At 74.7% G+C, this 12,482-nt stretch carries 12 protein-coding genes; 8 read left to right on the top strand and 4 right to left on the bottom strand.

Features of this window, described 5'->3' with window-relative positions; all coding sequences use genetic code 11:
• Positions 1-88 precede the first annotated feature (88 nt).
• Positions 89-511 (bottom strand): hypothetical protein, encoded by a 423-nt coding sequence (locus ACQP2H_RS05500; RefSeq protein ID WP_433231400.1) that lies wholly within the window; start codon positions 509-511, stop codon positions 89-91.
• On the opposite strand from ACQP2H_RS05500, the gene ACQP2H_RS05505 reads away from it, so the two are divergent.
• The gene (locus tag ACQP2H_RS05505; protein WP_255597901.1) at positions 492-1,187 is read left to right on the top strand and encodes a S1C family serine protease; all 696 of its coding nucleotides are present in this window, start codon (positions 492-494) and stop codon (positions 1,185-1,187) included. The two genes, ACQP2H_RS05500 and ACQP2H_RS05505, sit on opposite strands and share 20 nt — an antisense overlap.
• A gap of 91 nt (positions 1,188-1,278) precedes the next feature.
• Here ACQP2H_RS05505 and ACQP2H_RS05510 read toward each other — a convergent pair whose 3' ends face one another.
• Both ACQP2H_RS05510 and ACQP2H_RS05515 read right to left on the bottom strand, forming a co-directional pair.
• The gene (locus tag ACQP2H_RS05510) at positions 1,279-2,517 is read right to left on the bottom strand and encodes an RNA polymerase sigma factor (protein ID WP_433231403.1); all 1,239 of its coding nucleotides are present in this window, start codon (positions 2,515-2,517) and stop codon (positions 1,279-1,281) included.
• 125 nt (positions 2,518-2,642) lie between these two features.
• Complete coding sequence (locus ACQP2H_RS05515; protein ID WP_219467520.1) at positions 2,643-2,972, bottom strand: YciI family protein; 330 nt, start codon at positions 2,970-2,972, stop codon at positions 2,643-2,645.
• A 124-nt stretch (positions 2,973-3,096) separates the two neighbouring features.
• On the opposite strand from ACQP2H_RS05515, the gene ACQP2H_RS05520 reads away from it, so the two are divergent.
• From ACQP2H_RS05520 to ACQP2H_RS05550, 7 genes are all read left to right on the top strand, one after another.
• Positions 3,097-3,330 carry a zinc-ribbon domain-containing protein gene (locus ACQP2H_RS05520; protein WP_219467522.1) on the top strand — a complete coding sequence of 78 codons (234 nt, stop codon included), beginning with the start codon at positions 3,097-3,099 and terminating at the stop codon, positions 3,328-3,330.
• Between the two features lie 237 nt (positions 3,331-3,567).
• The gene (locus tag ACQP2H_RS05525) at positions 3,568-4,656 is read left to right on the top strand and encodes a hypothetical protein (RefSeq protein WP_219467525.1); all 1,089 of its coding nucleotides are present in this window, start codon (positions 3,568-3,570) and stop codon (positions 4,654-4,656) included.
• Positions 4,653-6,149, top strand: coding sequence for a hypothetical protein (locus tag ACQP2H_RS05530; RefSeq protein ID WP_357534802.1), 1,497 nt, complete (start codon positions 4,653-4,655; stop codon positions 6,147-6,149). Before ACQP2H_RS05525 ends, ACQP2H_RS05530 begins: the two co-directional genes overlap by 4 nt.
• Positions 6,150-6,265: 116 nt before the next feature.
• Positions 6,266-8,530 carry a putative bifunctional diguanylate cyclase/phosphodiesterase gene (locus ACQP2H_RS05535; protein WP_308291028.1) on the top strand — a complete coding sequence of 755 codons (2,265 nt, stop codon included), beginning with the start codon at positions 6,266-6,268 and terminating at the stop codon, positions 8,528-8,530.
• Between the two features lie 135 nt (positions 8,531-8,665).
• Positions 8,666-9,424, top strand: a complete 759-nt coding sequence (locus tag ACQP2H_RS05540; RefSeq protein WP_433231409.1) for a MerR family transcriptional regulator — start codon at positions 8,666-8,668, stop codon at positions 9,422-9,424.
• 62 nt (positions 9,425-9,486) lie between these two features.
• Positions 9,487-9,771 carry a putative quinol monooxygenase gene (locus tag ACQP2H_RS05545; protein ID WP_219467533.1) on the top strand — a complete coding sequence of 95 codons (285 nt, stop codon included), beginning with the start codon at positions 9,487-9,489 and terminating at the stop codon, positions 9,769-9,771.
• Positions 9,772-10,031: 260 nt separating this feature from the next.
• Complete coding sequence (locus ACQP2H_RS05550; protein WP_433231413.1) at positions 10,032-10,811, top strand: hypothetical protein; 780 nt, start codon at positions 10,032-10,034, stop codon at positions 10,809-10,811.
• Between the two features lie 76 nt (positions 10,812-10,887).
• Here the strand turns inward: ACQP2H_RS05550 and ACQP2H_RS05555 are convergent, their stop codons facing one another.
• Entirely contained in the window at positions 10,888-12,444 is a 1,557-nt protein-coding gene (locus ACQP2H_RS05555) for an SLC13 family permease (RefSeq protein ID WP_219467539.1), read from the bottom strand.
• Positions 12,445-12,482 lie beyond the last annotated feature (38 nt).

A 12,482-nucleotide genomic window follows, 5' to 3' on the forward strand; every position in this document is an offset into this window, starting at 1 on the left:
CACGGGGCACCCGGGTCACCGCGCGCCACGCACGGCGGACGCACAGGTACGCCACAAGGGGGCCTCAGCCCGGCGCGGCACGGTGGCTTCATCGCCGCACCGAGGAGGCCCCATGTCGCACCCCGACAACCACCGTCACCGCTCCGACCGCGACCAGCCCGACCACCACCGGCCCGACCATCCTCGGTTCGACCGGTCGACCCTCGTCGAGGGGTGGTGACCTGATGTCCGACACCATGCTGCGCCCGGCGCCCACCAACCCGGTCCCACCGGCTGTCCCGGTCTCCGAGCCGCCGTCGTCCTCACCGCCACCGCCCTCGGCAGCGCCGTCGCCGACCTCGCCGCCGTCGCCGCCGGTCTCGCCGTCGCCGCCGTCGCCGCCGGTCTCGCCGTCGCCGCCGTGGCCGCCGGTCTCGCCGTCGTCGCCAGCGCCGTCGTCGCCGTCGCGGTGGCGGCGGGGGCTGCTGGCCGGTGGCGCGGCGGTGGTGCTGATGCTCGCGGGCGGCGGCACCGGCGCGCTGGTCGTGGACCGGTTCGCCGGCCAGGGTTCGTCCGTCACCGCTACGACGGCCGCCGCCCCGGTCTCCACCGCCACCATCGACTCCCTCGCCACGGTGGTCGCCGTCGTGTCGCCCAGCATCGTCACCGTCGAGGTGACCGGGGCCCGGGAGTCCAGCCTCGGATCCGGCGTCATTCTCGACACCGACGGACTCGTCCTCACCAACCAGCACGTGGTGGACTCCGGCGGCCAGGTCGACGTGGCCCTCGCCGACGGCCGTACCGCCCCGGCGACCGTGGTCGCGCAGGACGCCAGGGCGGACATCGCGCTGCTGCGGGCGACCGGCTTGACCGGGCTCACCCCGGCGACGCTGGGCAGCGACTCGACCCTGACCGTCGGGGACACCGTCCTGGCGTTCGGCAGCCCGCTCGGGCTGGTCGGGACGGTCACCTCCGGAATCGTGTCGGCCCTCCACCGGTCGGTGGACGACCTGTCCGGGCTGGTGCAGACCGATGCGGCGATCAACCACGGCAACTCCGGCGGAGCGCTGGTCGACACCGCCGGGCGGGTGGTGGGCATCAACGTCGCGATCGCCACCACCGGAGAGGACGAGGGCAGCGTCGGCCTCGGCTTCGCCATCCCGATGGACACCGTCCGCCAGGTCGTGGCCCGGCTGACCGCGAGCTGACCCCCGGCCCCGCCCCGCTTCCCGGTCGGCGGGCAGCGCAGGTCAGCGGGCAGCGGGTCAGCGGGCAGCGGGTCGGCGGGGCAGTGCCGGGTCAGGGTGACGGAGTCAGGTCGTCCGCACGGCGGAGCAGGGCCCGGCGTTCGGCGTCCGAGCCGACCAGGTCGGCGGCGCCCCGGAACAGGAGGGCCGCCCCGAACGGGTCACCACGGCGGGCGGTCAGCTCCGCCTCCGCCGCCAGCGCCGGTGGGTAGCCGTCCAACGCTCCGCCGGCGCGGGCCTCGGCGAGCAGGGCCAGCCCGGCCGTCGGTCCGTACGCGTAGCCGTGGGCCACCGCACGGTTCAGCCCGATCACCGGGGTGGGCCGCAGCCGCGACAGTTCGTCGTAGCAGTGGGCGATGGCCGTCCAGTCGGTACGGCCGGCGTCCGGCGCGGTGGCATGGCAGGCGGCGATCCGGGCCTGGAGCAGATACGGGCCGGGCCGGTCGGCGCGGGCCGTGGTCGACGGTCTGTCGGCCCGGGCCGTGGTCGACGGTCTGTCGGCGGGGGCCGGTGCCGACCGGCGCTCGGCGTGGGCCAGGGCGGTGAGGGCCTCGGCGATGGCGGCGTGGTCCCAGCGGGAGCGGTCCTGCTCGGCGAGGGTGAGCAGGTCACCGGCGGCGTCGCGGCGGGCCGCCCGGCGGGAGTGCTGGAAGAGCAGCAGCGCGCACAGGGCGGCGACCTCCGGCTCGGCCGGCATCAGCTCGTCGAGCAGCCGCGCCAACCGGACCGCCTCGTCGGCGAAGGCGGGCTCGCCGTCCGCGTCGTACCCCCGGGTGAAGAGCAGGTAGAGCACGGCCAGGACGCCCGGCAGCCGCTCGGCCAGCGCGGACCCGGTCGGCACCCGGTAGGGGACGCCGGCGGCGGCGATCCTGGCCTTGGCCCGGGTGATCCGCCGGGTCATGGTGGACTCGCCGACCAGGAAGGCCCGCGCGATGTCGGCGGTCGGCACCCCGGCCACGGTACGCAGCGTCAGCGCCACCCTGGCCTCCAGCGTCAGCGCCGGATGGCAGCAGGTGAACACGAGCCGCAGCCGGTCGTCCACCACGTCCTCCGGATCGTCCGGGGTGGGGTGCTGGTCGGTGAGCACCGCCAGCTCGCGTAGTTTGCGGCGTTCCACGGAGGCCCGCCGCAGCACGTCCGTCGCCCGGTTCCGGGCCACCGTCATCAGCCAGCCGCCCGGATTGCCCGGCACGCCGTCGCGGGGCCAGCGCTGCACGGCGGCCATCAGCGCCTCCTGGGCGCAGTCCTCGGCGAGCGTCCAGTCCCCGGTCACCCGGATCAGCGCGGCCACGATCCGCGGGTACGCCTCGGCGCCCGCCACCGCGACCGCGCCGACCGGGTCCCCGGCGACCGGGCCCGCCGGCCCACCCCCGTGGTGCGGGCCCGGCGGTCCGCCCGGGTCGACGGCCGTGGCCCTCAGAGGTCGACCAGGGGACGCAGTTCGAGCCGCCCCTCGTAGGCCATCGGGTGGCGACGGGCCACCTCCACCGCCTCGTCGAGATCGGAGCACTCCAGCAGGTCGAAGCCCACGATCACCTCCCTGGTCTCGGTGAACGGCCCGTCGGTGAGCAGCAGCTCACCGTCGCGTACCCGGACGGTGGTGGCCGCCGACACGTCCGCCAGCCGGCTACCCAGCACACGCTGCCCGTTGCCGTCGCGCTCGGCGACCCACGCCTCGATGTCGGGGGCGGCCTCCGGGTCGGTGTCCGGCGCGGTGTCGGTGCAGACCAGCATCAGGTACTTCATCGGGACGCTCCTCGGTGTCGTTGTCGTCACCAGGGTGACGTTCGGGAGGCCGGGTTCCGGACAGCGGTGGGCAGGATTTTTCCGCCTGTGGTTCCCGGGGCGTCGGGCGGGGTAATGCCGGGCGATGTTCTTCATCTTCGGACTCCGTACCAAGGTCACCCGGTCGGGGGTGGTGACCGCCGTCTGCCGGCACTGCGGCAACCAGGCCGCGCAGGTGATCAGCCGCCGGTCGACGAAGTTCACCCTGTTCTTCGTCCCGCTGATCCCGATCCGGACGAAATACGTGCAGCAGTGCTCGTTCTGCGGCGTCGAGTACGCCGTCGACGCCGACGAGGCCCGCCGCCTCCCGGTCGGCTGACCGTGGCCCGCTTCCTCTGCTGGCTGGTCGGCCGCCCGCCGACCGTGCCGGTGCACACCGCCTCCCGCCCACCCTGCACCCCCGGTCGTCGCCCGTCGCGCCGCCGCCACCGGCCGGCCGCCGGTGCCCGTTCGCCCCGTTCGCCCTGGAACCGGTCCGCCGGCCGCTGACCCGCCCGCGCCACCCCGCACGCCGGTTGTCGGCCGGGGTCGGTCGGGGCCGCTATCGTGGCCTGTCGTGACGAGCACCGCACGACGCCTGGCCGCGATCCGGGGCGACGCGCCCCCGAAACGCCACAACGCCCGGACGATCGCCGCGCTCACCGGCAACCCCGGCTGCGCCCGGCGGGCCGTGCTGGACGGGGCCGGGGTGGACAAGTCGGCGCTCGCGCAGCGGGTCGGCTTCCCCGCCCGGTTCGGCCAGTCCCGGTTCGCCATCACCCGCGGCAACGCGTTCGAGGCGCAGGTCAAGGCGGACGGCGGGGCGGAGCTGCTGCGGCTGGTCGCGACGCGGTTGGGCGTACCGGTGCCGCAGCGGGCGAGCTGGACGGACCTGGGTGGCGCGGACGACCTGCCGGACCGGCGGGAACGGTCCCGGGCCGCGTTGACCGCCACCGGGCCGGACGCGGCGCTGTTCGACCATCCGCTGCTCGGCCTGGACGTCGCCGGTCAGCGGGTGCACCTGGAGCCGGATCTGGTCGCCGCCCGGCTCGGTGGCCGGTTCCACGTCGTGGAGATCAAGTCGTTCCCGGTGATCGACGGCCAGGCCGACCCGGCGAAGGTGTCCGCCGCCGCCGTCCAGTCGGCCGTCTACGTGCTGGCGCTGCGGGAACTGCTCGCCGCCGAGGGGCGGGACCCGGAGTCGGTGTCGCACGAGGTGGTGCTGGTCTGCCCACGTGACTTCGCCAACCAGCCGGTGGCCAGCCTGATCGACGTGCGTAAGCAACTGCTGGTGCTGCGTCGCCAACTGGACCGGATGGCCCGGCTGGACGACCTGCTCACCGCCGTACCGGCCGGTTTCACCGCCGATCCGGCCGCCGATCCGGCGACGCTGACCGCCGCGCTGCGTACCGTGCCGGCCCGTTACGCGCCGGACTGCCTGGCCGGCTGCGAGCTGGCGTACTTCTGCCGGGACGAGGCGCGCGGGCAGACCGGCGCGCTGGGTCGGCCGGTGCGGGAGGCGCTCGGCGGGATCGCCGAGGTGACCGAGGTGCTGGCCCTGGCGACCGGCGAACGGGCCGCCGACCCGGAGCGGGAGGAGGCCGCCGCGCTGCTGCGGGCCGCCGCCCGGTTGCGCGCCGACGCCCTCGCCGGCCACCCCGCATGAGTACGCTGCGCGCGCTGGCCCGGGCCCAGGCCGTCGCCGCCGGGGTGGCCCAGCCGGTCGCCACGGTCCGGCACCTGCACCTGGCGCAGCGCCCACTGGTGCTGGTGCCGCTGGGGATGGCCGGTGAGGCGCACGCCCCGCTCGCCGCGTTGGTCGGCACCGCCCCCGACGACGCCCGGTTGCTGATCGTGCCGCAGCCCCGCAACCGGGACCAGCGGTTCCGTTTCGTCACCGAGCTGGCCGGGATCGTGCTGCCCTGGCTGGACGATTTCCGGGGCGTGGCGGAGGCGGTGGCCGTGGACCGGGGACGCGACGTGCGCTATCGCTACTCCGACGCCCCGCAGCTGTGGGTGCCGAACCCGGCCGGGATCACCTTCCTGCGGCTGCTCGGCCGGTCCACCCGGTTCCGCCGGCCGGACGGCGACTATCCGGTGCATCCGGCGGTGCCGCTGCTCGGCCGCTGGCTGACCTTCTTCGCCGAACGGGCCGAGCAGCCCGGCTCGTCGACGCTGCTGGCGATGACCGACGCGCTCACCCTGCACTGGGCGACCGGGCAGAGCGCGGTGGAGGACCTGCACCTGCCGGCGCTGCTCGGCTGGATCGACCCCCCGGCCGGCTGGACCGGTGCGGCGGCCGCCGCCCGGGCGGAGGACCCGGGGGTGTGCCCGCCGGCCGGGCCGGCCACCGACCCGGAGTTCGACAACGCGGCGCTGGCCCCGGCGATGGCCGCCTGGGCGGCGGCCGACGACGACCCGGCCGCGCGCGACGAGGCGTACACGGAGCTGGTGGGGTTGCTGCGCGGGCAGCTCGCGCCCACCTGGGAGCTGATGTGGCGTGGCCTGGGGTTGCTCGGCGCGCTGCCACCGGGGGCCCGGGTGGCCGGGCGGTGGGCCGGCGACCGGGACGCCTTCACCTCGTATGCCGAGCATCTCGACGCCGACGGTGGGCCGCAGCCCCGACACGACGGCGCGGTCGCGGCGGCGGTCCGGCTGCACCGGCTGGAACGTGCCGCGACCAGCTACGCCGTGCAGCGCGCCTACGACGACCCGTTGGTGATGGCCGAGCACCGGCTGACCGGGGAGGCGTTCGTCGGTGACGTGACGCTGGCCGATCCGGCGCGGGTGGACGACAGCGGCAAACGGCCGGTGCTGCGGCCGAGGATCCAGGTGGTGACCACCGAAGCGGTCCGGGTGCCGGTCGGGGCGACCCTGTGGTCGACGGCGCGGCCGGGGCAGAAGGCGAAGGTGGTCTTCGTGACCCCGGCGGCGGACGGCCGGACCGAGGTGGTGCTGGAGTTGTCGGGCGGGATGGGCCGGGGGCTGACCGCGCTGCCGGGCACCGTGCCGCAGGTGGGGGAGCGGCTCTGCCTGACCACCCTGTCGGAGGCGTTCCTGCCGGCCGGCGCGTTTCCGACGGCGGACGAGACACCGTGGACGCACGGCGGGCCACCGCTCACCGACCCCTCGTCCGGGCTGTCCTCAGTGGTCGGATAACCGACCCGGTGAGTGTGGCGGCTACCCGCCCGGCTGGCTAGGCTTCGATGGTTCGCCGTCCGTGGCCCGTCCGCACGGTCGAGGTGCGCGTTGGAGAGAGAGCCGGAGCGATCACCGTGCTACCCCAGGACGCCGTCTCCGGCACGCCGACCCGACCGCTGGCCCTTCCGCGGGTGGGTGCGATCGTCGCCGCGGTGGTCGTCGTGCTGGAGCTGGGCTGGCTGCTCGCCGCGCTGCCCGGGGCGGCCCTGGCCAGCGACGTGACCGCCACGGCACTGGCGAGCTGGGCAAGTTACGCCTGCACCCGGACGATGCGTCGGCACCCCGCCCCGCTGCGCCGGTTCTGGGCGCTGCTCGCCCTCACCATGGGCCTGGCGGCCGCCGGTCGGCTGCTGTGGACGGTGGACCGGTTGCGTGCCGACGAGTTGCCGCACACCCCGCTGATCGGGGCGATCTTCACCGCCGGCATCGTCACCGGCACGGCCGCATTGCTGGCCGCGCTGACCGCACCACGCAGTGTGGTCGGCCGGGCCCGCACGGTGCTGGACGGGGTGATCGTCGGACTGGCCCTGATCCCGATCGGCTGGGTGGTGGTGTTCCGCGACATCGCCGCCGCCGACCTCGACGATCCCCTGCGGACCCTCGGCCTGCTCTACCCGATGATCGACCTGATGCAGTTGACCATCCTGGTGGCGGTGGCCGGCTCGGCCCGCCCGGTGTGGCCGCCGTTGACCCTGATCGGGGCGAGCCTGGTCACCCGGGCCGGCGCGGACGCCGTCTACGTCTCGCTGGTCGCGCACGGCACCTACGCCCCGGGGCACCCGATCGACGTCTGCTGGCCGCTGAGCTACCTGCTGATCGGCATCGCCACCACCCGACCACCGCCGCCGACCTGCGACGGCGCCGAGGAGATCGGCGAGTCCCCGCTCCCGTCGTGGTGGCGGGTGGCGCTGCCCTACCTGCCGGTCGGCGGGGCGATCATCGCGGTGGTGCTGGCCCGCCGACCCACCGGGCAGACCCCGCCCCTGGTCTTCGTCGGCATGATGACGCTGCTCGGGGTGCTCGCCCTGCGGCAGGGGCTGGCGGCCAACGAGAACCTGCGGCTGGTGGCCCGGCTGCGTCGGCTCGCCTACGCCGACCAGCTCACCGGCCTGCCCAACCGGCTGATGTTCAACCGGCGGCTGCGCCAGGCCCTGCGCGAGGGGCCGCCGGTGGCCGTCCTGCTCCTCGACCTGGACGGCTTCAAGCAGGTCAACGACCGGTTCGGGCACGCCACCGGCGACACCCTGCTGTCCAGCATCGCGGTCCGGATGCGGGCGGCCGTCGGTGGCGACGGAACCATCGCCCGGCTCGGTGGCGACGAGTTCGCCGTGCTGGTCGCCGGTGACCGCCCGGTCGCCCCGGAACGGCTCGCCGAACGGCTCCTCGCCGCCCTGCAACCGTCCGTCGGCGAGGAGGACGTCGGGGTGCACCCGTCGGCCAGCATCGGCATCGCCGAGTTCGGCCCGCAGCACGCCTCCCACACCGACCTGCTGCGCGACGCCGACATCGCCATGTACGCGGCGAAGGCCGCCGGGAAGTCCGCGTACCGTACCTGCACGCCCGCGCTGCGGGAGTCGGCGGTCAGCCGGGCCGAGCTGATCGCCGACCTGCGACGCGCCGTCGACGAGCGGCAACTGCACCTGGAGTACCAGCCGATCGTCGACCTGGCCACCGGCGTGGTCCGCAGCGCGGAGGCGCTGGTCCGCTGGCGGCACCCCCGGCTCGGCCTGCTCGCCCCGGCGGCGTTCCTGCCGCTGGCGGAGGAGACCGGGTTGATCGTGCCGATCGACAGGTGGGTGATCCACGAGGCGTGCCGGGCCGCCGCGACCTGGCGGGCCCTGGTGCCCGAGGCGACCGTGGCGGTCAACATCGCCGCCGCGCACCTGCGCCGCCCCGACCTGATCGCCACCGTCACCGCGGCCACCGCCACCGCCGGCCTGGCGCCCCGCGCGCTCACCCTGGAGCTGACCGAGTCGGCGCTGATCGACGGCAGCGAGGCGGTGCTGGAGCGGCTCGCCCAGCTCCGGGAGTTGGGCATCCGGATCGCCATCGACGACTTCGGCACCGGTTACTCGTCGTTGAGCTACCTGCACCGCATCCCCGCCACCGACCTCAAGATCGACCGGTCGTTCGTGGCCCGGCTGGACACCGACGCGCGGGCGTACGCCACGGTCGAGATGGTCACCCGGTTGGCCGGGGCCTTCGACATGGAGGTGGTGGCCGAGGGGGTGGAGACCGAGGGGCAGCACGCGGCGGTCACGGCGATCGGCTGTGTCCACGGCCAGGGCTACCGGTACGGCCGCCCGGGCCGGTTGGCCGCCCTGCACACCCCACGCTGACCCGCCCCGGCCCCCGCCCATTCCCTTCTCGGTCCGCCCCGGTGTGGGCTTACGGGATCGGGGGACCGGCGCAGAATCGGGCTTGACCCTCACGTCGCGGCAGGCCGGAGCCTTGGTGTCGGAAAGGAGGAGACCATGGCGTACACGGTGGGTCAGGTGGCGAAGGCGGCCCGGGTGACGGTCCGGACGCTGCATCATTACGACGAGATCGGGTTGCTCTCGCCGAGCGGCCGGACGCCGGCCGGCTACCGCCGCTACGACGACGCGGACCTGGAGCGGTTGCAGCACGTCCGCTTCTACCGGGAGCTGGGGTTTCCGCTGGAGGAGATCGCGGCGATCCTCGACGACCCGACCGCCGACCCGGCGGCGCACCTGCGCCGGCAGCACGACCTGCTGACCGGGCGGATCGGGAAACTCCAGGAGATGGTCGCGGCGATCGAGATCGCGATGGAGGCGAGACGGATGAAACTCAAACTGACCCCGGAGGAACGGTTCGAGGTCTTCGGTGACGTCGACCCGGCGGAGCACGCCGAGGAGGCGCGGGAGCGCTGGGGCGACACCGAGGCGTACCGGGTGTCGACCCAGCGGGCGGCGAACTACTCGAAGGAGGACTGGCTGCGCCTCAAGGCGGCGCAGGAGGAGTGGGGCGGGCGGATCGTGGCGGCGCTGACCGGCGGGACGCCTGCCGACTCGGCGGAGGCGATGGCGCTGGCCGAGGAACACCGGCAGCTCATCGTCGGATGGTTCTACGACTGCTCGTACGAGGTGCACACCGGGCTGGCCGACATGTACCTGGCCGATCCCCGGTTCACCGCCTACTACGAGGCGATCGCACCGGGGCTGACGGAGTACCTGGCGGAGGCGATCCACGCCAACGCGATCAGCCGGGCCTGAACGGTGCCGCCTGCGGTGGGCGAGGATGGGGGTTCGTCCCGCTCACCCACCGGAGGTCGTCCGTGTTCATCGTCGCCGGAAGTCTCTACGTCGAACCCGCCGAGCGGGACACCTACCTGGCCTCCTGCGTGGAGGTGGTCCGGCAGGCCCGCTCGGCGCCCGGCTGCGTCGACTTCGCCATCGGCGCCGACCTGGTCGAGCCGGGCCGGATCAACGTCTACGAACGTTGGGAGTCCGACGACGAACTGCTGGCGTTCCGGGGGTCCGGCCCGGAGCAGGAGCAGATCGCGACGATCCGTGGCGCGGAGGTGCACCGCTACCGCATCTCCGCCGTCGAGGCCCCCTGACCGGCCCCCGGTCTGTCGTTTCTGCCGGGGCACACCCGGTTCCGGTGACCCCCGGTGCCCCGGCGGTGGTTGCGGCGTCCAGTCGCCGGACCGGTCGGAGGGTCCGGGTGTACACGGGTCGGACCCGTCGTCGCCCGGGCCGGACCGGTGCGGTCGGGGGTGGCCGGTCGGCGGCCGGGTGCCGGGCTAGGCTGGCGCGACCGCTCTGTCACCAGCGTCGATCGGCTCGGCCGGCGGGCGCGCCACCCGGGGAGACCGCCGTGAAGCACCCGAAGCTGGCCGTCGCCACGGCCGCCCTCGTCGCGCTGGTGACAGCGGCCGGCTGCACCTCGGACGACGGCGGCGCGGGACCGGCACCGACCACCGGCTCGGCCACGACCGGACCGGCCCCGACCGAGCCGGCCGCCGTGCTGGCCACCGCCGCGCAGCGGGTCGACCAGCAGTCCTACCGGCTGACCCTGGGCGACGGCGCGGGCGGTGGGGACACCACCAGCCTGGTCTGGGACCCGAAGGGCCGGCGTGGACTGGAGACGACGACGCTGGCCGTGGCGAACGGCAAGGTGGTCATCGAACGGCTCGCCACCGGCACCGACGTCTACGTGAAGGTGACCGCCCCGGACCGGCGGGTGCCGGTCTGGGACGGGCGTACCTGGTGGCACCTGGGCACCGCCGAGGCCGCTGCCGCGAAGCGGACCGGGCTGGACAACACCCGGCTGGCCAGCACCCTCGGCACGGCCACCGGGGTACGCGCCACCGGCGAACGGGCCTACGCCGGCACGCTGGACCTGCGGCGCAGCACCGAGGTGCTCGGCGACGGGGTGGGTGGGGTGCTCGGCGAGCGGGCCGCCACGGTGCCGTTCACCGCGACGGTGGACGCGCAGGGGCGGCTGGTCCGCTACCGGATCGAGCTGGCCGGCGAGCCGGGCAAGACCTCGGCGCTCGACCTGACGTACGCGGACTTCGGCCTGCCCGTGTCGGCGGAGAAGCCGGCGGCGGGCCTGATCGGCGAGGACCCGCCCAGCAACATCCCCGGCGCCTGACCCGCCCCGCAACGACCCCGGCGCCTGACCCGCATCGTCGCCGGGGTTTGACCCGCATAGTCGCCGGGTCGGGGTGTCACAGGAGCAGGTCGAGCAGGAGGACACCGGCGAAGCCGACCACCGAGATGATCGTCTCCAGCACCGACCAGCTCTTGATGGTCTGCCCCACGGTCAGCCCGAAGTACTCCTTGACCAGCCAGAAGCCGGCGTCGTTGACGTGCGAGAAGAACAGTGACCCGCAGCCCACGGCCAGCGCCAGCAGCGCCACCTCCGGTCGGTCCAGGGTGGCTGCCAGCGGGGCGACGATGCCGGCGGCGGTGATCGTGGCGACCGTCGCGGAGCCGGTGGCGACCCGGATGCCGACGGCGACCAACCAGCCCAGCAGCAGCGGGGAGAGGTTGGCGTCCTTGGCCGCGTCGGCGACCAGGTCGCCCACCCCGGCGTCCACCAGCACCTGCTTGAAGCCGCCACCGGCGGCGACGATCAGCAGGATGCCGGCGATCGGCGGCAGCGAGCCGCCGAGCACCGAGGAGACCTGGCTGCGGCTGAAGCCTGCCTGGTAGCCGAGGGTGAACATGGCGACGATCACCCCGGCCAGCAGCGCCACGATCGGGGTGCCGACGATGTCGAGGGCCTGTCGGGCGAAGGTCCCCTCGGTCAGGGCCAGCTCGCCGACGGCGCGCAGCAGCATCAGCACCACCGGCAGCAGCACGGTGAGCACCGCCGGCCAGAACCTCGGGGCACGCCGGGCGGTCTCGGTGCCGCTGTCGTCGACCGGGGCGCCCGGCCGGCCGGTGCCCGGGTTGACCAGGTCGTCGTCGGTGAGCAGGTCGTCGTCGCCGGCCGGTCCCCGCCCGGCGTCCCGGCCGGCCGACTTCCGGTCGGGGCGGGCGTCGGGGCTGCCGGGTCCGCGCCGGCCACCGCCGGAGGTGGCCGGTTGCCGGGTGGGCAGCAGCGCGGCCGGGGCGGTGGCCGGCACGTACCGGGCGATGAAGTTGCCGAACACCGGGCCGGCGACGATCACGGTGGGGATGGCGATGATCAGGCCCAGCCCGAGGGTGAGCCCCAGGTCGGCGTTGAGGGAGGAGATCGCCACCAGCGGGCCGGGGTGCGGCGGGACGAGGCCGTGCAGCACCGACAGGCCGGCCAGCGCCGGAATGCCGATCTTCATCAGCGGTACGTCGGTCCGCAGCGAGACCAGCAGCACGATCGGCACCAGCAGCACCACGCCGACCTCGAAGAACAGCGGCAGGCCGATCAGCGCGGCGACCCCGGCCATGGCCCAGGGCAGGGCGGTGCCGGAGACCCGCCCGACGACCCGGTTGACGATGCCGTCTGCCCCACCGGACTCGGCGAGCAGCCCACCGATCATCGCACCGAGCGCGATCAACAGCCCCACCCCGCCGACGGTGGAGCCGACCCCGGCGCTGAACGACTCGATCATCGTGTCGGGGGCCATGGTGGCGACCACGCCCAGCACCGCCGCGCCGAGGATCAGCGCCAGGAAGGGGTGCACCTTGCCCCAGGCGATGAGCAGCACCACCGCGGCGATGCCCAGCAGGGCGGCCACGACGAGCTGGGCGTCACCGGCGCTGGTGGCCGGTTCCGCCGGTGCGGCGAGGAGAGTGAGCACGGTAATCACGACCTTCGGACGGTGTCCGACCCGGTGCG

The organism is Micromonospora sp. CA-248260, from assembly GCF_050942205.1.
Taxonomy (GTDB): domain Bacteria; phylum Actinomycetota; class Actinomycetes; order Mycobacteriales; family Micromonosporaceae; genus Micromonospora; species Micromonospora antibiotica.

What these genes read in the sequence shown, in the direction of transcription:
- ACQP2H_RS05505 (WP_255597901.1), top strand. Translation starts at nt 492, where the DNA reads ATGCTCGCGGGCGGCGGCACCGGCGCGCTGGTCGTGGACCGGTTCGCC.
- ACQP2H_RS05515 (WP_219467520.1), bottom strand. Translation starts at nt 2,972, where the DNA reads ATGAAGTACCTGATGCTGGTCTGCACCGACACCGCGCCGGACACCGAC.
- ACQP2H_RS05520 (WP_219467522.1), top strand. Translation starts at nt 3,097, where the DNA reads ATGTTCTTCATCTTCGGACTCCGTACCAAGGTCACCCGGTCGGGGGTG.
- ACQP2H_RS05530 (WP_357534802.1), top strand. Translation starts at nt 4,653, where the DNA reads ATGAGTACGCTGCGCGCGCTGGCCCGGGCCCAGGCCGTCGCCGCCGGG.
- ACQP2H_RS05540 (WP_433231409.1), top strand. Translation starts at nt 8,666, where the DNA reads ATGGCGTACACGGTGGGTCAGGTGGCGAAGGCGGCCCGGGTGACGGTC.